The sequence below is a fragment of the Xanthomonas sp. MLO165 genome (genome assembly GCF_018831305.1).
Classification (GTDB): Bacteria; Pseudomonadota; Gammaproteobacteria; order Xanthomonadales; family Xanthomonadaceae; genus Xanthomonas; species Xanthomonas arboricola.
In genome coordinates this window covers 2,206,964-2,231,255 of the sequence record NZ_CP029263.1, presented here as the reverse complement: position 1 = coordinate 2,231,255, position 24,292 = coordinate 2,206,964, and the positions used below count along the sequence as shown (strand labels likewise).

Annotated in this window: 15 protein-coding genes and 1 pseudogene; 11 read left to right on the top strand and 5 right to left on the bottom strand. The window is 65.7% G+C overall.

Going from position 1 to position 24,292, the window contains the following annotated elements; genetic code table 11:
- The first annotated feature begins 388 nt into the window (after window positions 1-388).
- The 9 genes from DGN21_RS09580 to DGN21_RS09540 all read left to right on the top strand — a co-directional run bounded on the left by DGN21_RS09580 (window position 389) and on the right by DGN21_RS09540 (window position 13,749).
- Complete coding sequence (locus DGN21_RS09580; protein ID WP_160955286.1) at window positions 389-3,310, top strand: ligand-binding sensor domain-containing diguanylate cyclase; 2,922 nt, start codon at window positions 389-391, stop codon at window positions 3,308-3,310.
- A 193-nt stretch (window positions 3,311-3,503) separates the two neighbouring features.
- A complete protein-coding gene (flhB, locus tag DGN21_RS09575) occupies window positions 3,504-4,634 on the top strand; it encodes a flagellar biosynthesis protein FlhB (RefSeq protein WP_065032222.1) in 1,131 nt (376 codons plus the stop codon).
- A gap of 17 nt (window positions 4,635-4,651) precedes the next feature.
- Complete coding sequence (gene flhA, locus DGN21_RS09570) at window positions 4,652-6,724, top strand: flagellar biosynthesis protein FlhA (RefSeq protein WP_024937671.1); 2,073 nt, start codon at window positions 4,652-4,654, stop codon at window positions 6,722-6,724.
- A gap of 998 nt (window positions 6,725-7,722) precedes the next feature.
- On the top strand, window positions 7,723-9,405 hold the full coding sequence (gene flhF, locus DGN21_RS09565) for a flagellar biosynthesis protein FlhF (protein ID WP_184578755.1): 1,683 nt from the start codon (window positions 7,723-7,725) through the stop codon (window positions 9,403-9,405).
- Window positions 9,392-10,276: a MinD/ParA family protein gene (locus DGN21_RS09560; protein ID WP_010374294.1), complete on the top strand. Its 885-nt coding sequence runs from the start codon at window positions 9,392-9,394 to the stop codon at window positions 10,274-10,276. Before flhF ends, DGN21_RS09560 begins: the two co-directional genes overlap by 14 nt.
- Window positions 10,273-11,040, top strand: coding sequence for an RNA polymerase sigma factor FliA (locus DGN21_RS09555; protein ID WP_024937674.1), 768 nt, complete (start codon window positions 10,273-10,275; stop codon window positions 11,038-11,040). Before DGN21_RS09560 ends, DGN21_RS09555 begins: the two co-directional genes overlap by 4 nt.
- 35 nt (window positions 11,041-11,075) lie before the next feature.
- Window positions 11,076-11,468 carry a chemotaxis response regulator CheY gene (gene cheY / locus DGN21_RS09550; RefSeq protein WP_002813536.1) on the top strand — a complete coding sequence of 131 codons (393 nt, stop codon included), beginning with the start codon at window positions 11,076-11,078 and terminating at the stop codon, window positions 11,466-11,468.
- Entirely contained in the window at window positions 11,468-12,094 is a 627-nt protein-coding gene (locus tag DGN21_RS09545; protein WP_016904946.1) for a protein phosphatase CheZ, read from the top strand. Before cheY ends, DGN21_RS09545 begins: the two co-directional genes overlap by 1 nt.
- Before the next feature lie 2 nt (window positions 12,095-12,096).
- The gene (locus tag DGN21_RS09540; RefSeq protein WP_016904945.1) at window positions 12,097-13,749 is read left to right on the top strand and encodes a chemotaxis protein CheA; all 1,653 of its coding nucleotides are present in this window, start codon (window positions 12,097-12,099) and stop codon (window positions 13,747-13,749) included.
- 330 nt (window positions 13,750-14,079) lie between these two features.
- Here the strand turns inward: DGN21_RS09540 and DGN21_RS09535 are convergent, their stop codons facing one another.
- Window positions 14,080-14,496 carry a SymE family type I addiction module toxin gene (locus DGN21_RS09535; protein WP_184352823.1) on the bottom strand — a complete coding sequence of 139 codons (417 nt, stop codon included), beginning with the start codon at window positions 14,494-14,496 and terminating at the stop codon, window positions 14,080-14,082.
- A complete protein-coding gene (locus DGN21_RS20160; protein WP_252374703.1) occupies window positions 14,493-14,762 on the bottom strand; it encodes a hypothetical protein in 270 nt (89 codons plus the stop codon). The genes DGN21_RS09535 and DGN21_RS20160 overlap by 4 nt, the downstream gene beginning before the upstream one ends.
- Before the next feature lie 503 nt (window positions 14,763-15,265).
- On the opposite strand from DGN21_RS20160, the gene DGN21_RS09525 reads away from it, so the two are divergent.
- Window positions 15,266-16,459: a dsDNA nuclease domain-containing protein gene (locus DGN21_RS09525; RefSeq protein WP_184578761.1), complete on the top strand. Its 1,194-nt coding sequence runs from the start codon at window positions 15,266-15,268 to the stop codon at window positions 16,457-16,459.
- Entirely contained in the window at window positions 16,456-18,210 is a 1,755-nt protein-coding gene (locus DGN21_RS09520) for a hypothetical protein (RefSeq protein ID WP_184578766.1), read from the top strand. The genes DGN21_RS09525 and DGN21_RS09520 overlap by 4 nt, the downstream gene beginning before the upstream one ends.
- A gap of 325 nt (window positions 18,211-18,535) precedes the next feature.
- Here DGN21_RS09520 and DGN21_RS09515 read toward each other — a convergent pair.
- From DGN21_RS09515 to DGN21_RS09505, 3 genes and pseudogenes are all read right to left on the bottom strand, one after another.
- Window positions 18,536-19,027 (bottom strand): annotated as a pseudogene (locus DGN21_RS09515) (TonB-dependent receptor); the annotation flags it as partial.
- A 274-nt stretch (window positions 19,028-19,301) separates the two neighbouring features.
- Window positions 19,302-20,213: a type II CAAX endopeptidase family protein gene (locus DGN21_RS09510; protein WP_215825212.1), complete on the bottom strand. Its 912-nt coding sequence runs from the start codon at window positions 20,211-20,213 to the stop codon at window positions 19,302-19,304.
- A 444-nt stretch (window positions 20,214-20,657) separates the two neighbouring features.
- On the bottom strand, window positions 20,658-23,813 hold the full coding sequence (locus DGN21_RS09505) for a TonB-dependent receptor (protein ID WP_215825211.1): 3,156 nt from the start codon (window positions 23,811-23,813) through the stop codon (window positions 20,658-20,660).
- Window positions 23,814-24,292 lie beyond the last annotated feature (479 nt).

Sequence of the window (24,292 nt, the reverse complement as noted above, 5' to 3'; positions counted from 1 at the left end):
GGACGCAGGCCGAAGGACAGCGCCATTGCTGCGATCTGCCAACCGGCCGGGCACGTAGCCTCCCACGGACGCCTCGCCGGGAAAGACGTATCCGCTGCGACACCCGCGTGCGGGCAGCCATGCAGCCGTTGCGCGACCGGCATCAAGCCATCGGCGTGATCGCGCCTGCAGCGACAGGGTCCGGCCCAGGGAACAACACGCGCCCGGCAAGGGCCGTGCGCGCTGCGCACTCACGCCGCCATGCCTGCTTAAGCATTAAAGAAACACGCGTGAACAGCCGCTAGTCGGTTTACTGCGGCCTGCTATGGGGGCCGCCCATGGCAAGCGTGAGACACCCGCGCGAGGGGCGCGGACCACACGCGCCGATGCGTGGGAGAGTGCAACGCTCGTGGGGGTTGAGTACCGTCAATGCAGGTCGTCAGGCCGGCGTGCACCGTTTTTGGCGGTGCTGCTGCTGGTCTTGCTGTCGCTAGCCGATCTGGCCGGCGCGCAGAGCGCGAGCATTCGTCGCTACGCCCACGACCAGGGCTTGCTCGGGCTGGCCGGCACCTGCCTGCTGCAGACCCGCGCCACGCTGCTGTGGGTGTGTACCGAAAGCGGCCTGTATCGCTACAACGGGCGCAGCTTCCAGCAGGTGATGCTGGATGGCCTGCGCAACGAACCGATCACCTCGATGGCCGAAGCCGCCGACGGGCGGCTGTGGGTGGCCGGCTTCCAGGCCCTGTTCGTCGGCGACGAGCACGGCTTCCGCAAACTGGCCCCCGACGAGGCCGAACACCTGCAGGAAGACATGCTGCTGGCCAGTCCCTCCTGGGGCACGGTGCTGGCCAATGGCGGCACGCTGGAACGATTGAGCGCACGCGGCAACGGCCACTGGCACAGCGAGCCGCTGCTGGATACCGCCACCCGGGTGCGCGTGCCCGAGCTGTCCAAGGTGCTGAGCCTGTCGGTGGACGGCGACACCTTGTGGGCCGGCTGCGCCAAGCGGCTGTGCGCCATCGATGCGCAGCGCAAGGTGCAGGTGTACGGGCCGGACCAAGGCGTGCCGGAAGATCGCTGGTACAGCGTATTGCGTGATCACGACGGCGCACTGTGGGTCCGCGGCACCGGCAACCTGCTCTATCGCGCGCCGGGCGCCAGCAAATTCAGCGTGCGGCCGCTGCCCTTGCTCGATGGCAGAACCATCGGGCGACAGGCGCCGTTGGTGCTGGACCGCGAAGGACGCGTGCTGGTACGTCGCAACGACGGGCTGGCGCGCTGGGAGAACGGCCGCTGGCGCAGTTTCGGCGCCGACAACGGGCTGCCGCCCGGCAGCAGCGATGCGATCCTGGTGGACCGCGATGGCGATGTCTGGATGACCGTCGATGGCGAAGGCCTGGTGCGCTGGGCCGGCTACGAATGGATCGAGAACTGGGACGCCTCGCAGGGCATGCCGGCCGCGCCCACCTGGTCGATCGCCCGCGACGCGCAGGGCGCGCTGCTGGTCGGCAACGAACACGGCACCGGCCGCCAGGTCGATCCGGGCGGCCGGTTCGTCCCGGCCCTGCAGGCCTCCGGGATCCAGATCGTGGGCATGCAACGCAGCGCCGATGGCAGCCTGTGGACGCTCAATTCGGCCGGTTCACTGCGCCGCACCTGGCCCGATGGCCGCAGCGCGCAGATCGCCAAACTGCCGCGCACCGCACGCCGCCTGCTGATCGATCGGCAGGGGCGGATGTGGATGCTCAGCGCGGGCGGCCTGTTCGTGATCCGGCATCCGCTGGAGGGCGGCACGATGGAAGCTGTTCCGGAGATGCCCACGATCGCCTATACCGACATCCAGCAGACCGCCAACGGCACGTTGTGGGTGTCCACCGCCAACGGCTTGTTCCGGCTGCAGGGCGCACGCTGGTCCAGGGTCGAGGTGCTGGTCAATGGCGGCGCCTCGGACCCGTGGATCAGCAAGTTCCACATCAGCGACAGCGGCGAGGTGTGGCTGGCGTTCTATCGGCCCGGTCTCTGGCACGGCATGTTGCTGGGCGAGCGGCTGGATCTGCAGGCGATCAGCGACGAGGCGCTGCGCGATGTCGGCGTCTACCTGATGCGCGGCGACAGCCTCGGCCGGGTCTGGGTGGGCCATGCGCGCGGCGTGGAGGTCTACGACGGCGAGCGTTGGGCGCATCTGTCGCAATCGCAGGGCCTGCTGTGGGACGACATCTCCGAAGCCGCCTTCGCCGAGGATCCGGATGGGTCGATCTGGATCGGTACCTCGCGCGGGGTGAGCCATCTGCTGGACCCGGCGCGGCTGTTCGATGCGCGCCAGCCCAGCGTGCGCATCGACAGCGTCAGCCGTGGCGGCGTGCCGGTGCAGCGCGGCCAGTTGCTGGGCTGGAGCGACCAGCCGCTGCATATCGAGCTGTCCACGATGGAGGTGTACGACGACCCGAGCCGCCTGACCGTGCGTTACCGCCTGCTCGGCCTGCACAACGAATGGATCCAGAGCGACAACCTGTCGATCGACCAGGCGCCGCTGCCCTCCGGGCATTTCCGGCTGCAGGTGCAGGTGCTGGACCGCTACCGCCGCACCGCCTCGCCGATCGCCGACCTGCCGTTTGCGGTGGCCCCGCTGTGGTGGCGCAGCCCGCCGGCGATCGTGTTGTATGTGCTGATCGGCAGCGCGCTGCTGGCCGGCCTGTGGCGCTGGCGGCACCGCCATCTGGTCGCGCGCGAACGCATGCTGGCCGAACTGGTGGCCGAGCGCACCTATCAGCTGGAACACGAAAAACGCGATCTGGAAAGCGCGCGTGCGGCGCTGGCCCTGAAGGCCAGCCACGATGCCCTGACCGGCCTGCTCAACCGCTCCGGCGTGCTCGAAGCCATGGCCGAAGAACTGCAGGCCTGCGCGCACGGCGGGCATCCGCTGGCGGTGGTGCTGATCGATCTGGACCACTTCAAACTGGTCAACGACGAACACGGGCATCTGGTCGGCGATGCGGTGCTGGCCAAGGTCGGCGCTCGCCTGACCGCCTGCCTGCGCGACTCGGACAAGGTGGGCCGTTACGGTGGCGAGGAACTGCTGTTGCTGCTGCCGGGCATGTCGCAGCATAGCCAGCACCGGCTGCGCGCCATCCACGAAAAGCTCAGCCTGGCACCGTACGAGGTGGGCGCCGCCCGGCCGCTGCCGGTGACCTGTTCGGTCGGCGTGGCCTGGTTCCGGAGCGGTGACAACGCCGCCACGCTGCTGGCACGTGCCGACGAGGCGCTGTACCGCGCCAAGCGGCATGGCCGCAATCGCATCGAACCGGAAGAGCCCGAATCCTCGGTGGCATGAGCAGCCGCGCCCCGGGGCGCAGGCCAGGCGCATCCAACCCAGCGGCCCCACAGCGCCGCCTGCCCCGATCAGCCACTTTTTCAGGCCGGCCCCCTCTCGGCCAGCTCTCCCCCGACCCCGACTCCCCAACCCCGGCCCCAGCGACTGGAACGCCACTTGCATGACACAGGGCTGACCAGTCACCGGCACCTCCATGTCCGAGTCCGAAGACGGCGGCGAACGCACAGAGCTTCCCACCGAAAAACGCCTGCGCGAAGCCCGCGAGCAGGGCAACATCCCGCAATCGCGCGAGTTGTCCACCGCCGCGGTGTTCGGTGCCGGCGTGTTCGCGCTGATGGCCCTGGCCCGCGGCATCGGCGATGGCGCCAGCGTCTGGATGAAGACCGCGCTCAGCCCGGACCCGAAGATGCGTGAAAACCCGATGGCGCTGTTCGGCCATTTCGGCGACCTGCTGCTGCAGCTGCTGTGGGTGATGCTGCCGCTGATCGGCATCTGCCTGGCCGCCGGCCTGGCCGGCCCGCTGTTGATGAGCGGGCTGCGCTTTTCCGGCAAGGCGATCATGCCCGACCTCAACAAGCTCAACCCGATGAACGGGATCAAGCGCATGTGGGGCAGCAACAGCCTGGCCGAGTTGATCAAGTCGGTGCTGCGGCTGCTGTTCGTCGGCCTGGCCGCCAGCCTGTGCATCTCCAAGGGCCTGCACGGCCTGCGCTCGCTGGTGAACCAGCCGCTGGAACAGGCGGTGGGCAACGGCCTGGACTTCACCAAGAGCCTGCTGTTCTACACCGCCGGCGCGCTGGTGCTGCTGGCCGCCATCGACGCGCCCTACCAGAAGTGGAACTGGCTACGGAAGCTGAAGATGACGCGCGAAGAGATCAAGCGCGAGATGAAGGAAAGCGAGGGCAGCCCGGAGGTCAAGGGCCGCATCCGCCAGATGCAGATGCAGATGTCGCAGCGCCAGATGATGGAAGCAGTGCCCAAGGCCGACGTGGTGCTGATGAATCCGACCCACTACGCGGTGGCGCTCAAGTACGAAGGCGGCAAGATGCGCGCCCCGATCGTGGTGGCCAAGGGCGTGGACGAAATGGCCTTCCGCATCCGCGAAGCCTGCGAACAGCACCGCGTGGCGATCGTCACCGCCCCGCCTTTGGCACGCGCCTTGTATAGAGAAGCGCAAATCGGCAAGGAAATTCCCGTGAGACTCTATTCGGTCGTGGCCCAGGTGCTGTCCTACGTCTACCAGCTGCGTGGCTGGAACGGCGGCCCGATGCCGGAATTGCCGTCGCTGGACGTGGATGAGTTCGGCAAGGGAGCCAGCGTATGAGCGCCCAACCCGCCCCGATGAACGCCCGGCGCATCATGGAGTTGCTGCGCAACGGCCTGGGCGCGCCGCTGGCCCTGATGGCCATGCTGGCCATGCTGATGGTGCCGCTGGCCGCGCCGGTGCTGGATGCGCTGTTCACCTTCAACATCGCCATCTCGCTGATGGTGCTGCTGGCGGTCGTCTACGTGCAGCGCCCGCTGGAATTCACCATTTTCCCGATCGTGCTGCTGATGACCACGATGCTGCGGCTGGCGCTGAACGTCGCCTCCAGCCGCGTGATCCTGATCAACGGCCAGGACGGCCATGCCGCAGCCGGCAAGGTGATCGAGGCGTTCGGCCAGTTCGTGATCGGCGGCAACTACGCCGTGGGTATCGTGGTGTTCGCGATCCTGACCATCATCAACTTCGTGGTCATCACCAAGGGTGCCGGACGCGTGTCGGAAGTGACCGCGCGCTTCATCCTGGACGCCATGCCCGGCAAGCAGATGGCCATCGACGCCGACCTCAATGCCGGTTTGCTGACGCGCGAGGAAGCCAAGGCCCGCCGCGAGGAAGTCCGCGAGGAAGCCGACTTCTACGGTGCGATGGACGGTGCCAACAAGTTCATCCGCGGCGACGCCATCGCCGCCATCCTGATCCTGTTCATCAACCTGGTCGGCGGCATGGCGGTGGGCATGTTCCAGCACGGCATGAGCTTTGTGGATGCCGCCTCCACCTACACCCTGCTGTCGATCGGCGACGGTTTGGTGGCGCAGCTGCCAGCCCTGCTGGTGTCGTCCTCGGTCGCCTTGCTGGTGACCCGCGCCTCGCGCGCGCAGGACATGCGCGGCGCCATGATCAGCCAGGTGTTCGGCCAGCACCGCGCCCTCGCGGTGGCCGCGGCCATCCTGGGCCTGGTCGGCCTGGTGCCGGGCATGCCCAACGTCGCGTTTTTGACGCTGGGCCTGATCCTGGGCGTGATCGCCTGGAAAATGTACAAGCGCAGCCTGGTCATCCCGCCGACCGGCGACCCCGCCACCGATCCCAAGGCCGCCGCCGCGGCCACTGCCGCCCAGGCCAGCTCGGAGCTGAGCTGGGACGAGCTGCGCCCGATCGACCCGCTGGGCCTGGAAGTGGGCTACCGGCTGATTCCGCTGGTGGACAAGAACCAGGGTGGCGAACTGATGGCGCGCATCAAGGGCGTGCGCCGCAAGCTCACCCAGGACATCGGCTTCCTGGTGCCGCCGGTGCATATCCGCGACAACCTGGAACTGTCGGCCAATGCCTACCGCTTGCTGGTGCACGGAGTGCCCGTGGCCACCGCGGAAATCTATCCCGATCGCGAACTGGCGCTGGACCCGGGCGGTGCACTCGGCCAGCTCGACGGCATCCCCGGCAAGGACCCGGCGTTCGGCCTGGACGCCACCTGGATCCAGCCGCACCAACGCGCCTATGCCGAATCGATGGGCTATACGGTGGTCGACCCGGCCACCGTGGTCGCCACCCATCTGTCGCACCTGATCCGCGAACACGCCCCGGAACTGCTCGGCCACGAAGAAGTGCAGCAGCTGCTGGCGACCCTGGCCAAGACCGCGCCGAAGATGGTCGAAGACCTCACCCCGAAGGCGCTGCCGCTGTCGGTGGTGGTGCGCGTGCTGCAGAACCTGCTGATCGAGCGCATCCCGGTGCGCCAGCTGCGCAAGATCGTCGAAGCGCTGGTCGAACACGCCCCGCACAGCCAGGACCCGACCACCCTCACCGCCGCGGTACGCACCTCGCTGGGCCGCTTCATCGTGCAGGAAATCGCCGGCATGTCGGCCGAGCTGCCGGTCTACACGCTGGCCCCGCAGCTGGAGCGCGTGCTGCAGGAATCCACCCACGGCAACGGCGTGGCGCTGGAGCCCGGCCTGGCCGAACGCCTGCACCAGAGCCTGGCCGACTGCGTCGGCAAGCAGGAAGCGCGCAACGAACCGGCAGTGGTGCTGGTGCCCGGCCAGGTCCGCGCCGCCCTGGCCCGCCTGGTCCGCCACAGCGTCCCGTCCCTGTCGGTGCTGGCCTACAGCGAAGTGCCCGAAGACAAGCGCCTGAAGCTGGTCGGCACGATCAGCTGAGACCGCCCACCGGCCAACGCACCCTGTGGGGGCGCACCCGGGCGCGACAGGCGTTACCGGCACACCCCGTCGCGCCCGGGTGCGCTCCTACGACAGGCCAGGCAACCCGGGAACACACCGCAGACGCCGACACCACGGTAGGAGCGCACCCGGGCGCGACAGGTTTTACCGGCACAGCCCGTCGCGCCCAGGTGCGCTCCTACGATAGGCCAGGCAACCCGGGAACGCACCGCGGACGCTGACACCACGGTAGGAGCGCACCTGGGCGCGACAGGCGTTACCGGCACGGCCCGTCGCGCCCAGGTGCGCTCCTACGATAGGCCGGGCAACCCGGGAACACATCGCGGACGCCGACACCACCGTAGGAGCACACCTGGGCGCGACAGGTGTTACCGGCACGGCCCGTCGCGCCCGGGCGCGCTCCTACGACAGGCCGGGCAATCCGACAACACATCTCAGACGCCGACACCACGGTAGGAGCGCACCCGGGCGCGACAGGCGTTACCGGCACGGCCCGTCGCGCCCAGGTGCGCTCCTACGAACCTACCCACCACGCCGACCAGCACCCGGCGTCGGAAAGCCGCCACTGGTCCGGATCTCCAATCGATTGCACGGCGCTGGCCGTTTCCAGACGGTCCAAGTGCTCCAAGCTTGGCCTTCCGCCCGCAAACGCATCCGCCCGCACGACGCCACCAGCGCACAGCCGCCCTGGAAAAAAGTCAATCAATCCATTGACTTGAAGCCGTCGGACCCAGCCGGACACACAACTCCCGCCTGGTCCTAACGCACCAGCTCCCCGCGCCGGAACCCCGGCACCCCGTTTTGGCACGCCGCGTGCATTAGCTCTGCCGAGACCGCAGCCAGCGCCACCGCTGCGGGGCGAGAGCAGCACTTGGAACAACCGAACGGGACAGGCAACTCATGACGCTGGCAACACACCCACATTCATCGCGCACCCGTCCGGCGTCCGGCGGGTCCCGTTCCTGGAGGCACTTCGCATGAAAATCAAACGCTTCGTTGCCCCGGACATGCGCACCGCATTCCGCATGGTGCGTGAAGAACACGGCCCGGACGCAGTGATCCTGTCCAATCGCCGCACCGCCGAAGGCATCGAGATCGTCGCTGCCAGCAACTACGACGAAGAACTCGTGCAGCGCGCCCTGGAAACCGCGCGCTCCGAGGCGCCGGCCGTTGCCGCCGCGCCGATCCCGTCGGCAGCTGCCCCGCAGGCACCGGCCCCGCAAGCAGCCGCCGCACCGGTCCACGCACCGCTGAAGCCGGCCGCCGATGCCGGCACGAGCCAGCGCCAGCGCGTTGCCAGTGCCGCCGAGGACATGATCGCCGCGATGGCGCTGCGCCAGCCGGTCAACGTGCCGCGTCAGCCGCAGGTGCCCGCACCGGTGCGTAGCGCCGCCGTCCCCTCGCCCGCCGCCCAGGCCCTGGCCCACGCTGTTGCGGTGACCGCCGCGCCGCGCCAGGAACACGCGCTGTCGGCCGTGCCGGAACAGCTGTTCGCCGATTTCCTGACCACCGCGCCGGTGCAGCGCGCCGCCGTGCAGGCTGCCCCGGTGCAGGCGCCGACCCCGATCATGGCCGCCGCCGCTGCGCCTGCGCAGGCCGGCTACGACCAGGACGAGGACGCGCTGGACGACGACACCGACTTCGACCTGGACGCGCTGCCGCAGATCCTGCCGCCGGCCGCATTGCCGCCGCTGGTGGTTGCCCCGCCGGCGCTGGCCGCGGTGCCGGTCGCCGCCGCCCCGGCGCCGCAGAACGACGAAGAACTCAAGCAGTTGCGTGGCGAGCTGGCGCTGATGCGGCAGATGATCGAGCGCGAAATGAACCGCCTCACCGACGAGCGCCTGCGTGGCTCGCCGGTGCGCGCGCAGGCCCTGGAGCTGATGGACGACTACGGCTTCGACGCCGGCCTGATCCGCGACGTGGCACTGCAGATTCCGGCCGATACCGAATTGCACCGCGGCCGCGGGCTGATGCTGGGGCTGCTGTCCAAGCGCCTGCCGGTGGCCCCGGTCGACCCGCTGGAACGCGGCGGCGTGATCGCCCTGGTCGGCCCGACCGGCGCCGGCAAGACCACCACCATCGCCAAGCTCGCCCAGCGCTTCGCCGCCCAGCACGCCCCGCGCGACGTGGCCCTGGTCACCACCGACACCCAGCGCGTCGGCGGCCGCGAGCAGCTGCACAGCTACGGCCGTCAGCTCGGCATCGCCGTGCACGAGGCCGACAGCGCCGAGAGCCTGCTGGAACTGCTCGAGCGCCTGCGCGACTACAAGCTGGTGCTGATCGACACCGCCGGCATGGGCCAGCGCGACCGCGCCCTGGCCGCCCAGCTGAACTGGCTGCGCGCCGCGCACCAGGTCACCTCGCTGCTGGTGCTGCCTGCCAACGCGCACTTTTCCGACCTCGACGAGGTCGTGCGCCGCTTCGCCCACGCCAAGCCCCAGGGCGTGGTGCTGACCAAACTTGACGAGACCGGCCGCTTCGGTAGTGCGCTGTCGGTCGTCGTCGATCACCAAATGCCCATCACCTGGGTGACTGACGGACAGCGGGTCCCCGACGACCTGCACCGCGCCAATGCCGCCAGTCTCGTTCTTCGCCTTGAAGATTTGCGGCGCGCTGCCGATAAGCCCTGTACTCCGGAGCACAACCATGCAGTCGCGTGAATACGCCAAGCTGACCAACGCCTTCCCCCTGTCGGCGACCCGTCCCGAGCCCCTGGGCCCGGTGCGCACCATTGCCGTGACCGGTGGCAAGGGCGGCGTGGGTAAAACCAACATCTCCGCCAACCTGGCCGTAGCGCTGGCCGACATGGGCAAGCGCACCCTGCTGCTGGATGCCGACCTGGGCCTGGCCAACCTGGACGTGGTGCTGGGCCTGTCGCCCAAGTACACCCTGGCCGACCTGATCGCCGGCCGCTGCACGCTGGATGAAGTGATCATCGAAGGCCCCGGCGGCGTGCTGGTGGTCCCGGCCGCCTCCGGTCGCCGCCACATGGCCGAACTGGCCCCGGCCCAGCACATCGGCCTGGTCAACGTGTTCTCCGAGCTGGAACGCGACCTGGACGTGATGGTCATCGACACCGCCGCCGGCATCACCGACAGCGTGCTGACCTTCTGCCAGGCCGCCCAGGACACCGTGGTGGTGGTCTGCGACGAGCCGGCCTCGATCACCGACGCCTACGCGCTGATCAAGGTGCTCTCGCGCGAACGCGGCGTGGACCGCCTGCAGATCATCGCCAACATGGTGCGCGACCCCAACGAAGGCCGCCTGCTGTACGACAAGCTGTCGCGGGTCTGCGAAAAGTTCCTCGGCGACGTGTCGCTGAACTACCTCGGCCACGTGCCGCAGGACGACTGGTTGCGCCTGTCGGTGCAGCGCCAGCAGCCGGTCATCAAGGCCTACCCCGCCAGTCCGTCGGCGCAGGCCATTGCAGAAATCGCTCGCCGTACCTCGCGCTGGCAGGCCCCCACCGTGCCGCGCGGCAATGTCGAGTTCTTCGTCGAACGCATCATCCAACGGGGAGTGGCCGCATGAGCACCGCTACCGCAACCACGGCCAGCGCGCAGTACCGCGCCGTGCAGCGCAACAACGCCAACGACATCGTCACCCAGCACGCCGACCTGGTGCGCCGCATCGCCCACCATCTGGCCGCGCGCCTGCCGGCGAGCGTGGAAGTGGACGATCTGATCCAGGCCGGCATGATCGGCCTGATCGAAGCCTCGCGCAGTTACGACTCCGAACAGGGCGCCTCGTTCGAGACCTATGCGTCGATCCGCATCCGCGGCTCGATGATCGACGAAATCCGGCGTGGCGACTGGGTGCCGCGCTCGGTGCACCGCCGCGCACGCGACGCTGCCGCCGCCGTGCGCAAGATCGAACAGCACACCGGCCGCGCCGCTGCCGCCACCGAAGTGGCCGCCGCGATGGAGATGCCGCTGCCCGACTACCTGCGTCTGATGGAAGATGCCGCCCGCGGCCAGGTGCTGAGCCTGGAGTCGCGGATCGAGGATCACGGCGAGCTGGACACCACCGCCAAGGGCGGCCCCAATCCGCAGCAGATGATGGAGCGTGGCGAATTCGGCCGCGAGCTGGGCAAGGCCATCGGCCAGTTGCCCGAGCGCGAGCAGCTGGTGCTGTCGCTGTACTACGAACAGGAATTGAACCTGAAAGAAATCGGCGCCGTGCTCGGTGTCAGCGAATCGCGCGTCTGCCAGATCCATGGCCAGGCGGTGGTGCGTCTGCGCGGCCGCCTCAAGGTCTTCGAACTGGCCGATGCCGGTGTCGAAATTGACGAATGATTTTTTCGCGCATTTTTTAGTGTTAGGAGCTTGATGTGAACAAGAACATGCGGATTTTGATCGTGGACGACTTCTCGACGATGCGACGTATCGTCAAGAATCTGTTGGGCGATCTGGGCTTCACCAATACCGCAGAGGCCGAAGACGGCAACAGCGCATTGGCGGCGTTGCGGGCCGGCCCGTTCGATTTCGTGGTCACCGACTGGAACATGCCCGGCATGACCGGCATCGACCTGCTGCGCAACATCCGCGCCGACGCCAAGCTCAAGCACCTGCCGGTGATGATGGTGACCGCCGAAGCCAAGCGCGAGCAGATCATCGAAGCGGCCCAGTGCGGCGTGAACGGCTACATCATCAAGCCGTTCACCGCACAGACGCTGGAAGAGAAGCTGGGCAAGGTGTTCGAACGTCTGGCGGCGACCGCCTGATGAACGCCACCGTGGAAGCCGATGCCGAACGTGCCGCCCTGATCGAGCGCCTGCAGCACGCGCTCGATGCACTGGAAAGCGGTGACCAGGTCGCCTGGCGGCGCGAGGTGGACCACCTCGCCGCGCTGCGCACGCGCCCGATGATGCAGAGCCTCAGCCGGCTCGCGCGCGAACTCGGGCAGGCGCTGGGCGAGCTGCCCACCGTGCCCGAGGAAGCCGGCGAACTGGACGATGCCTGCTCGCGCCTGGACCACGTGGTGGAAATGACCGAGAAGGCCAGCCATCGCACGCTGGATCTGGTCGAGGAATGCCGCGAGCTGGCCAACCAGCTGCGCGACGGTGGCCTGAACCAGGACCAGGGCGCACTGATGGACAAGATGCGCCATAACCTGACCGAGCTGTCGCTGGCGCAGAGCTACCAGGACCTGAGCGGCCAGATCATCCGTCGCGTGGCCGGGATCGTGCGGCGCGTGCACGAGGGCTTCGGTGCGCTCGGCCTGCCGCCGAAGAATCCCGAGCCGAAGAAAGACGACGGCGGTCTTGCCGGTCCTGCAGTCAAGGGCCTGGACCGTCACGCGGTGTCGCAGGACGACGCCGACGACCTGCTGTCCGGATTGGGGCTGTAACCATGAGTGCTGTTCCAGACGATATTGCTGCCGATTTCATTGTCGAGGCCCAGGAGATCCTGGATCGCCTCGGCGAACAGCTGGTGTCGCTGGAACAGGCACCGGACGAAGCCGACCAGCTCAACGCGGTATTCCGCGGCTTCCACACGCTCAAGGGCGGCGCCGGCTTCCTGGCGATCAAGCCGATGGTCGAGCTCTGCCACGCCGCCGAGGAAACCCTGGGCATGGCGCGCTCCGGCCAGGCGGTGTTGCAGGCGCATCACTTCGATGCCGCGCAGCAGTCGCTGGATTATCTGCAGGCCATGCTGGATGCGATGGGCTCGGGCGAAACCGTGCCGCATGCACCGGCCTCGCTGATTGCGCAGTTCGATGCCAAGAGCGGCCCGCCGGCGGTCAAGGCCGCGCCCAAGGCCGCTGCCGCTGCACCTGCACACGATGACGCACACGGCGCTGCTGCGCCGGGCGCCAAGGCCGCGCCCAAGGCGGCGGCCAAGGCCGCCGACGCCGAGCAGACCGTGCGCGTGGACACCAAGCGCCTGGACGCCATCGTCAACCTGATCGGCGAACTGGTGCTGTCGCGCAACCGTCTCAAGACCCTGCGCACCCGCCTGCGCGACGAAGAACTCGACCGCGCGGTCAGCACGCTGGACATCGCCACCGCGCGTCTGCAGACCGCGGTGATGCGCACCCGCATGCAACCGGTGAGCAAGGTGTTCGCGCGCTTCCCCAAGGTGGCCCGCGATGTCGCGCGCACGCTGTCCAAGGAAGTGGAACTGGAACTGATCGGCGCCGAGACGGAACTGGACCGCAACCTGGTCGAGGCTCTGGCCGACCCGCTGGTGCACCTGGTGCGCAACGCGATCGACCACGGCATCGAATCGCCGGCCCTGCGCGAAGCCACCGGCAAGCCGCGCAGCGGCCATGTGCGCCTGTCCGCGCAGCAGGAAGGCGACTACGTCAGCATCGAGATCCAGGACGACGGCGCCGGCATCGACCCGGAACGCCTGCGCGAAATCGCCCGCAACAAGGGCCTGATCGATGCCGAAGCCGCCGCCCGCCTGAGCACCGACGAGTGCCTGCATCTGATCTTCATGCCGGGCTTTTCGACCAAGGCCGAGGTCACCGACATCTCCGGCCGCGGCGTGGGCATGGACGTGGTGCAATCGCGCATCCGCGAACTCAGCGGACAGATCCAGATCCAGTCCGAACTGGGCCGCGGCAGCCGCTTCATGATCCGCGTGCCGCTGACCCTGGCGATCCTGCCGACCCTGCTGGTGCAGGCTGGCGAAGCGGTGTATGCCTTGCCGCTGGCGCGCGTGGTCGAGGTGCTGCACGCCCCGCAGACCTCGTTGGGCTGGTTCGACGGCCGCGCCGTGCTGGACCGCCGCTCGCATACGCTGCCGCTGATCGACCTGCGCCGCTGGCTGGGCGTGCCCGCCGAACAACCGCCGCTGCTGACCGTGGTGCTGCTGCAGGCCGGCGAAACCCGCTTCGGCCTGGTGGTGGACCAGGTGCGCGGCCGCGAGGAAGTGGTGATCAAGCCCCTGCCCCGCGCCCTGCGCGGCCTGCCCGGCTACGCCGGCGCCACCCTGATCGGCGACGGCCGCATGGCGCTGATCCTGGATGTGGATGGGCTGCGTTCCAGCGATCATTGAGGTTGGGGATTCGGGATTCGGGATTCGGGATTCGGGATTCGGGAATCGGGAATCGGGAATCGGGAATCGGGAATCGGGAATCGTCAAGACGATCCTGGTTGCCTGATCTAATGACAACGGCCGCGTACTGCGGCCGTTGTCGTTTCACTACCAGCATCGCTGCTGATCTATGTCGCTACGCGCGCAAGCATGGGCGCGATGGTTTAGCGACGGCCAGGCTGCCGTGGAAGTGAACCTGGAACCGTTATTTCCCGTTGTGCGCTGGTGTGGCTGCGACGCTAGTGGCATCCGGCACCGAGGTCAATCGGAAGGCGTCTGGCAGACGCAGCATCATCGCCGCACGCTGCGCGCCTTGGCCGGCACCTCCACCGGCGGCAACACCTCCATCAGCAGCTGCCCTTCGCTGGCGGTGATGCGCAGCTTGGTGCCGATGGCAAAGCCCAGTTGTTCCAGCCATAGGCCGCTGAGGCGGACGTGGGGCACGTGCTGGTCGCCGGCGTGGTCGTGGGCGCCGGGGTAATGGGTGTAGCTGACGGTGCATTGGCGCGGGCGGCGGGCGCGGCGGGGTGCGCGTAGCGTGCCGGGGCCTTGCGGCGAGGCGTCCGGGTCGGGCGGCAGCATCGGTGGCAGCTTGGTGCGGTCGGGCTCCACAACAACCCACTGCACCCGCTTGGGCGGCGTTGGGCGCGCACGCGTGCGGGTGGGCCGTGCGCTGGCAGATGCCGTGGGTGGGCGGCGGCGTGTCATGGCGCCTCCGGGTGATAGCGGGCGATGGTTGCAGCGACGTACTGCTGCAATGGCACAGCTCTGCGTGCCAACAGGCGGCGCGAGGTGTGCGGCGACACACCGAGCTGGCGACTCAGCGGATGCGCGGTATGGTCTCTCGCCTGCTCAATAGCTGCGCATGCGACGAGCCGGCGCAGCACATCGTCCAGATCCCACCGCAGGCGGTGAGCAGAGGCTGGCAACAGATCAACCGGCACAGATGCCGGCATGGATAGTGCGGTAGACATGGCAATGCCCTCCTGGAACAACCCAAGAACCGCCGCCAACGGCGACGGGATGTCGGGAGGTTCGAAACCGCACGTAGCCGGCGGGCATATTCCCCTTGCGGGTGTTGTATTAGCCGCCCTCCCGACGCAGGCATTGCGTCGGCTTGTACCTGCAGGATGCAGGCACAAAAAACCCACCGGTTTGACGGAGGTGGGTACCGCTACGTGAGGAGTTTCGACGCTCCTTGGGCCTAGATTGCAAGTACGCGGTCTGGCGTGTCAATACACGCTGGCAAGTCTCGCGCGGCTACGTGCGCCGCTGGCGCAGTTCCATAAGGGCCAAGCAAGCCGAGCGCCGCCGCCTGATAAGTGCACCTGACCCCATCTCGGTCCAAACAGCATCTTCTAGCTTACGTCAACAGTACACCTAGGACGTTCTCGGGGTCGTCCTTATGCTTTTTTGGCCTCGGCAACTTCGTCCTGTAATGCGCTACTCTTCGAGTAGGGGGAGCGAGGGAAAACGCATGACGGACCTGTTAAGTGACCAAGAGCACAAGCCGGATGCTCTTGAGCTGCTGCTTCGGGACAAGCCGACCGACGAGAAGACCGGCGCAAACGCCACTCTCGGATTTACCTACCAACAATGGTGGGGAGCTTTGGCGGTAGCAGAATTGCTCGCAAGCGAAGAAGACTTTGCAGTTGGCATGGAAGTCAAAGAAGACGTGACGCTTCTGGACTCTGCCGACTCGCCCACAGCTGTCGAGTTCTGCCAGATAAAGAAGAATGAGCAAACAGGAGGGTGGAAGCTAAAAGACCTCCGGACGGAAGGCCGAAAACGCAAGGACAAGACGCGAGATGCGTCGCCTCTAGCGAAGCTCTACAAACGCAGGAGTGATTTTTCGGGCCACCCCACAAAGCTTCGGTTTGTCTCGAATGTTGGAGTGAAGGTCTCGCTCGAAGAGGCAGACAATGTTTTTGTCAATCAGTGTCAATTGTCCGACTTAGCGACGAGCCAGCAGGACGAGCTTCGAGAGCACCTTGGAAAGCAGCTAGGCATTGCAGCGGCAGACCTGGACCTGAGCAACTTCGTAATTCATCGTAGCGATCTACCACTTGGGCAGCAGCACGTCTTCCTTGCCGGAAAGCTTGCGGAACTCAGTGAGAGCGGGAAGCTTCCGTTCGATTTGAAACAGCCGAACGTCGCGGCGCGCGTCCTGGCATCTATATTGCAATCCAAAGCATCGAATATCGGCTACGCGTCGAACTTCGCCGAGCTAAAGAAGAGGCTTCTCTCCCGAAGCGAGGCCGTTCAGGCTCTCGCCAGCGTTGCCGGAGCAAAGCCTCAAATCGGCGAAGTCCTGGATGGAGCCATTGCTCGACTTCACGTCGAAACGCACCCATTCCAAGCAGTCAAGTCGATCCAAGCCGAGCGCGTGACTGTGCTCGCCCATGCCGTGGACCGAACAAACAATCAGCTAAAGCAGTGCGTCTCAATCCTTGCGACGCAAGTTAACGAAGTTATGACTGCGGCGGTTGGAGCCAAACTGGGGGAGCTCATGGACAATTTGGTGCAAGCAGGCCTCTCCGCAAACGCTTCCGTATTTGCCGGGCTCAAGCCTGGATACATAAATGCGGTTGCCTTATTGGTGCTAAACGATGGAATCGAAATCGACGTACTCCATATTGCGGCTCATCCGAAATCTGAGGCTCAAGCATGAGCCGGAAAGTCACCTTCAAGACGCTATTTCTGATATCGCAGCGAGACGCAAGCGCTCGGAAGCTGGATTTGTCCCAGCAGACTCTCCTTCTCGGCTCGAACGGGACGGGGAAATCGAGAATCACTAAGAACCTGTTCTGGGTCTTTGGCTGCAATCCACCCAAGCGCAACGTCGGCAATTGGGACACTGAAACCATCGGGGCGCTTGAGTTCTCGTTTGATGGTAAGGATTATTTTGTATTGCGTCAGGGGAACCGCTTGGGGTTGTTCCTCGATGGGCGGCTGCTTTTTGGCGCTCAGAAGATGAGCGAGTGGAATCGACATATAGCCCGGATATTTGGCTACCGCCTCCAGCTTCCCCGCCCCAAGGGCGACCGCTTCGATCAAGCAGGGATGGACTACCTTACCCTCCCGTTCTATATGGACCAGGACGGCAGTTGGGGCGCGAGTTGGGACACGTATGAAAACCTCGGCCAATTCAAAGCCTGGAAGAAGCCCGCGTTCGAATCTTTCATCGGGCTCAAGCCCAATGCATACTTCGAAGCGAAGCAGAAGCAAGACGAGCTATCTATCGTCTTAAACGAGAAGCGCAGGGAGTTGGATGCTCAAACCGCAGCCTTCCGGCGCGTGGAGGAGATTCTCCCGGAAGACGTACCGACTCTAGACCCGCAGGCTTTCCGAGACGAACTGGCAGAGCTGGGTAGGAAAGCAACTAACGCCTACAACCTCCAGGTAAAGACGCGCGCGAAGCTTCTCACCGTGATGGGCGCGCGTGAACAGATGCGGGCAGAACTGCAACTAGCTGGAGCAGCCCACAAAGAATTGAACTCAGACATCGTCTATCTATCCGACCTCCCGCCCGGTCCTATCGAGTGCCCCACTTGTGGCGTCCAGCATGAAAACTCATTCCATGCGCGACTCACGCTATCGCAAGATGCGGACACGATGGCTGCTCTTGTCGCGGAGCTCCAAGTCCGCTCAGACGAGCTTAGGACGGAAGAGGAAAGCATCCGATCACAGCTTTCTGAGATCGCAAGGACCATCGCCGATTTTGATCGCACGGCGCATGAGCGCAAGGCGGACCTCGCACTTGGCGAACTTCTCGCCGCGCAAAGTCGACGCACCTTAGATGAGGCTTTTCGCCGCGTATCAATGGAAATTCAGGTCAACCTGACAGACCTTGAGGCTCAAGAGCGGGAGCTAAAAGCCTGCGCTAAACAGTTCCTCGATAAACACCGCATCAAGACTGTCCAGGAATACTTCTCCAACGCCGTTGCCACGTTCTCACAAACACTCAATGTTCCAAGCGATGAGCAAGTCTCCAAGGTTGTGCCCGGGGATCGTGCTGAGGCTGGGGGAAGTTCTGCCCCACGCTCCATGCTCGCCGTCCACCTCGGGCTGTTGAGCACAAACGCCGAGTATGGGGATTGCCCCTTGTTCCCGTTTGTCATGGATACCCCGCAACAGTCCGGCCAGGACGAGAAGAATCTACGGAAGATGATCGAAGTCGCCGAACGTGCGGCCAGCGCAAGCCATCAAGTGGTCCTGGCAATCGAGACCCTCCCGGCTGACCTCGACATTTCCAGCTTTGCGGTTGTTCCATTCGAAAAAAGCCACGGCGCTCTATTGAAGGAGGACTTCCACGCCGTTGCAGAGGTCATTCGGGGGCCTCTCACATTGCTCAGTGAAGCACTGGCGTTTGAGGGAGGCTCCAGAAAACAAAGTGGACGAACTAATGCCCAGAACTATTGAGGTCCACAACCCGGGACAATCCTTGGGGTGGAAATAACGGTTCTGAAATAACAGTTCCAGGTTCACTTCCTTCAGCGAACTCTGAGTCAAACGCAGCATCGCCGACCAGTTCGGTTGGAGAAGGTTGCGAGACTACGCCATAGCCAACAACAGGGACAGTGCCAGCGTTTGCAGCAGCAAAGACGTCACGCGACTAGATTCTGTGGTGAACGACCGCGCGCACGCAACGGTGCCGTCGCGGACGGCGAATGCAGCACTGCATTCGCCAAACCATCGCGCCCATGCCTTCCGCTACGCGGAAGGCATGGGCGCGACACGTTGGCGCCTAGAACTTGTAGGTCAGCCCCAGGTACGCCAGCCGGCCTGCGTAGCCGCCGGTATAGAAGCGGGCGCAGGTGTCCTCGCCCAGGTGCGAGCGGGACTCGTGCTTGGTCAGGTTCAGCATCGAGGCGGTGAGGCTGAGCGCCGGGGTGATGTTGTACGCCGCGTTCAGATCGACCTGATAGTACGGCTCCTCGTAGACGTTCAACCCGTTGACCAGGCCTTGCACCAGCTCGCCGCGACGGTTGTACGAGGCGCGCAGCAGCAGGCTATCGGTCTCGTAGAACACGGTGAGGTTGGTCTGGTTCCTGGCGCTGCCCGGCATGGAGGTCTTGCCGACCTCGGTGCCATCCTCCAGCCGCACCGCCGCCTTGCTGGCATCGTTGTAGGTGTCGTTGAACTGCACACCAAGACCGAACGGCAGCGTGTGCTGCGCGTAGAGCTCCACACCTTGCGAGACCGCGTCCTGGCCGCCGGCCTGGGTGCCGTAGTTCTGAAACCTTAGGGTCAGGTCGACTTCCTTGAGTGAATCTGAGCCCGTTCTTTTGAGTGACCGCTTAGGGTCGGGAGCTGCCCTACCCCCGATAAACATCCCTAATTCTGGTATTGGATAGCAGTCCCCCTACCCTACCGAGAAGCCCCGTAGCGGAGCGTCGATCGGCCCACCGAGCGCTAGCAGACGCTCCATTGCGTGGTCGTCGCCGGTACGGCGCGAACCAGCATCCGATCGGCAAGGGCCCGGACGGGGCGATGCCGCCCGGGCAGTGGCGTTACCTGCTGGTCGGCGAGAAGTTCTGAGCTCCGCACGTCTTTCGCCACTGGATCCACGCGATCGCGGCGACGAAGAAGACGCTGCACAGGTAACTGCCTTCCGGCCCTTGCGCGCCACCGGTCAGAGCGTCGAGGCCTTGCGGGCGTAGCGCCACCAGCAGCGCCGGCAAGTGCGCATCGATGCCGGTGACGGGCAGTTCGAAGCCGGTCGCGAGCAACCAGTTCCACCCCGCGTGCCAGCCCATCACGCCCCAGATATTGCCGGTCCGCAGCGCCCAGGCGCAGGCGAACAGCGAGAACAGGAACGTGCCGAGCATGACCCGGGGCGGCTGGTGCGGACTGAAATGCAGGAAGCAGAAAACGAGCGACACCAGCAGCACTGCCACCGCGACATTGGTCTTGCGCGCGACCACCGACAGCATCCAGCCGCGGAAGATGACTTCCTCCACGCTCGCCTGGAACATGAAACTCAATAGCAGCAGACTGATGTGCAGCAGACTGACGGGCGACCGCCAAGCCTGCCCCAAGCCCGCCGCCTGCATGCCGCCAGCCATCCAGATCGCAACTACGACCAGCGCGATCGTGCCCAATCCAACGGCCAGTCCGCGAAGGAAGGTTTTCAGCGGCGCCGGACCGGTCAGCCCGATACTGGCCAGCGAGCGCCCTTCGACGAAGCGTACCCAGACGAGCACGGCCGCCAGCGTCGGCGCGAAGCCGATCCACAACAGCGCATACAAGCCAGCGAGGCCGATCGGATCGCCGTGCGGCGTCGACCAATGCTGCGACTGCATCCACCCGTCCAGCGCGATCGCTGGTGCCGCGTTGAACAGGATCATCAGGATCGGCGTTACCCAGGCCCAGGGCAGCCAGCCGCGGGCTGGATCGGGCGAATACAGGGCAACGGGGGTCATGCGGGGCTCCAGGTCGACGTGATCGCCGCTGCAAGTTGCCATCCGCGCGGGGGCGTGGCAATCCGTTTGCGACCAAGCCACAGAAGCCGCCGATGAATCACCCCGATCGCCGACGAAATGGCGCTGCGTCGTCGCCCGTGGTGTCGAAATAACGGGTCGAAATAACGGGCCCAGGTCCACTTCTTTTCAGCAAGGCCCGACTAGACCGCCGCATCGCGCGACGGTTTGACCGCGGTGCGGCAGCCAGCGTCGGCGTGGCCAGCGACGGCACCGGGGACAGGGAGAGCATTCGCACCAGCAAAGACCTCATGCGATGAGATCCTGCGGTGAACGACCGCGCACACGCGACAATGTCGTCGCGGACAGCGAACACTGCAGTCCGGCCGTCAGCGAACCATCGCGCCCATACCGCCACGCGGCAGGCATGGGCGCGACACGTTGGCGCTAGAACTTGTAGGTCAGCCCGAGGTACGCCAGCCGGCCTGCGTAGCCGCCGGTGTAGAAGCGGGCGCGGGTGTCCTCGCCCAGGTGCGAGCGTGACTCCTGCTTGGTCAGGTTCAGCACCGAGGCGGTGAGGCTGAGCGCCGGGGTGATGTTGTACGCCGCGTTCAGATCGACCTGGTAGTACGGCTCCTCAAAGACGTTCAGCCCGTTGACCAGGCCTTGCACCAGCTCGCCGCGACGGTTGTACGAGGCGCGCAGCAGCAGGCTGTCGGTCTCGTAGAACACGGTGAGGTTGGTCTGGTTCCTGGCGCTGCCCGGCATGGAGGTCTTGCCGGCCTCGGTGCCGTCCTCCAGCCGCACCGCCGCCTTGCTGGCATCGTTGTAGGTGTAGTTGAACTGCACACCAAGACCGAATGGCAGCGTGTGCTGCGCGTAGAGCTCCACACCCTGCGAGACCGCATCCTGGCCGCCGGCCTGGGTGCTGTAGTTCTGCACGGTGACCGGTTGCCCGTCGACCATCATGTTCACGTCGCTGATCACGTCGACCGCAAAGTTCTCCACGTTCTTGCGGAACAGTCCCACACCTGCCACCGAGCCCGGCTGGAAATACCATTCCAGCCCCAGGTCGAACTGGTTGGCCTTGTACGGCTCCAGGTTCTTGTTGCTGCCCGAGCCGTACCAGCCCTGCTCGCTGGCACCGCCGGTCAGGCGCCGGTCGGCCACGTACTCGGGACTGTAAAACTCCAGGCTGCCGGGCGCGGCGATGTCGTTGTAGCTGGGACGTGCGATCACCTTTGCGGCTGCCGCACGCAGCAGCAGGTTCTCGGTCAGGTCGTAGGCCAGGTTGAAACTCGGCAGCACGTCGGTGTAGTTGCGGTCCAGCCCGCTGACCACGAACGATTCGGTGCGTTGCACGCTGTCGGACAAACGCCAGTAGCCTTCGGTCCCGCAATAGGTGTCGGCCGGGGCGCCGCCGGGCATGGCGGCGCCCTGCTGGCAGGCCAGCGGATTGCCGTCGGCGCCATCGAAGAAGTAGTCGTTGTAGGCGGTCACCTTGTCGGTGGAATCGGCACGCTGGCCGGTGCGCGCCACCCGCACGCCGACGTTGCCACGCAGCCGCTCGGTGTGGAAGTTGAGTTGCAGGTACGTGGAATAGATCTCCTCGTCGACGTTGTAGACGAAGTTGTCTTCGCTGCGGGTCTGCATCGCGCCGTAGGTCTGGTTCAAGTAGCCGATGTAGCCCGGGAAGTTGATCGCCGGGAACGCGCTGGCGTTGACGCCACCGGCCAGGTTGTCCTGCGCGAACAGCAGGCCCGGCGAGAACTGGGTGGCGATGGCATTGCAGCGCCCGTTCCAGTAGCGGTTGTCGTAGTCGCCCGGATCGGTGCCCGGGCACACCCAGTAGTTGTTGCCGGTACTGCGGTGGATGCCGCCGTCGCGACGCTTGAGGCCGAACTGCAGCGAGTCGACGACCTCGCCATCGAAATGCCAGGTGGTATCGATCTGCGCGTACTGCTGCTGATTGGTGTTACGGGTCCAGGACGAGCCGGTCGAGCCCAGGTCGACCTGCAGGATGCCGTCGCGCAGGTTCTGCATCAGCTGCGGCGAGAATGTCATGGACGGCGTGCCGGTCAGGTCCCAGGCGCTGGCGAAGTTGCCATTGCTCCAGCTGCCGTCGGCGTTCTGCAGGCGCGGCTTGATCGGCAGGGAGAACTGCAGCTCCGGCCCGCCCTTGGCCCAGGTGCGGCCGACCTTGAACGCCACGTCCACCTGCTCGCCACGCCATTCGCCGCCCAGGTCCACCGTCTGCGACTGCGATTTCTCGATGTTGTAGCTGCCGGTGATCTGCGGCGTCGGCACGGTGCAATCGTCCGAGCCCCAGCCGCCCGGCGGCAGGCCGGCCGCGGCGGCCTGCGCCTCGCTGCAATAATAGGTCTTGCCCGGACGCAGGCTGTAGGCGGCGCCGGTGACGATGGTGCCGCTGGGATCGAACTGCAGCCCGTCGAGCAGACGGCCGCCGCGCCAGTTGCCGTCGCCGTTATAGCGGGCAATGTTCCACTCCGGAATCTTGATGGTATTGGTCTGCGAGTCCTGCGACAGGTCGAAGCGGAAGTAGTTCGCGGTCAGCGTCAGGTCGTCGGTCGGCTTGAACTGCAAGGTCAGTTGCCCACCCTTGCGCTCGCGCTCCTCGCGTTTGGCGTCCAGGCTGACCGCCGTCGGCATCATGAAACCGGTGTAGTAATTGCTGTTCTGGTCCCAGAAACCGGTACCGCCCCACCAGTTGGCGTTGAAGTCCGACGGATTTCCATTCACGTCGACCGCCGGGCCGACTTCGTCGCGGCCGTACCACTGCCAGCTCTCGGTACTGGCATTGAGCGTGCGAGCGGTGCGCTTCTGCTGCGTGTAGCCCACGAAGACACCGAAGCGGTTGTCCTTGTCGTGCCACGAGTACGAACCGGAGAACTGGCCGTCGGTCTTCTTGCTGGTATCCGACCAGGTGCCCTCGGCCGAGACGAAGCCGGAATGTGGCTCCAGTTCCAGCGGGCGCCGCGTCTGCAGGATCACCGTGCCGCCGATGCCGCCTTCGTCGATGCGTGCTTCCGGGGTCTTGTACAGCTCCGCGCTGCCCAGCAGGTTCGATGGCAGCAGCGTGTAGTTGAACGAGCGCGTCGGGTCGCCGTTGGATTCGGCGGTGGCGATGTAGTTGCCGTTCAATTCGGTCAGCACCAGCTCCGAGGACAGGCCGCGCACACTGACGTTCTTGCCTTCGCCGCCGTCGCGGCTGATGACCACGCCGGGCACGCGCTGCAGCGCATCGGCCACGTTCTTGTCGGGGAACTTGCCCACGTCCTCGGCGGTGATCACATCGACCACGGCGTTGGCGTTGCGCTTCTGCTCCAGACTTTTTTCGATCGCGTAGCGGTAGCCGGTCACCGTCACCGCATCCAGGTCCGTGGCCTGCACCTCGGCCTGGCCGGTGGGCGCCGGCGTGGCGTCGGCCTGCTGGGCGGCAGCGGTGGTAGAGGCGGCGCTCGCGAACAAGACGATGGCGATACCGGCGGACAGCGTGCTGCGGTTGCGTGCGAATGGCATGCAGTTCATTTCGATCATGCTCTCCCAATAGTGATTGGCTTCGGCCGATTCCTGTCGATCCAACGATCCGCCAAGAACGCTGCGCGAAGTGACACAAAAATATCCGGCGCCGTTGCGCCCCCCCTCCTCTTGCGTCCGCTTCCACGCAGATGCAATTAGATCGTTCTAATACCGTGGAAAGCTAAGTAGCACAGCCCATGCGGCAGCGCATTCTGCCCCGCAACAGGCCCGCGGCATTGCAGGGCATCCACGATGGCCGGCCGGCCCGCCACGCTTGCACGCGGCATGGCACGGCCTGCCGCGTTGCCGGCTGCAGCAGGGTGATCGCTGCAAGCAACACACCCTTGCCCGCAACCGGACGCAAGCGGTTTGCCGACGCGCCAGCACACACCTTGTTTGAAACCGAGCTCAGCAACAGACTGGATCGACGTGAGGGCATCGCCTGCCACACGCCGCTTGGCGGCCATCGCCAACGCGATCGCCACACCGAACATGCGCGCGCTTGTTGCCTGCGTACACGCGCAAGGGCGGCGGGGCCTCCT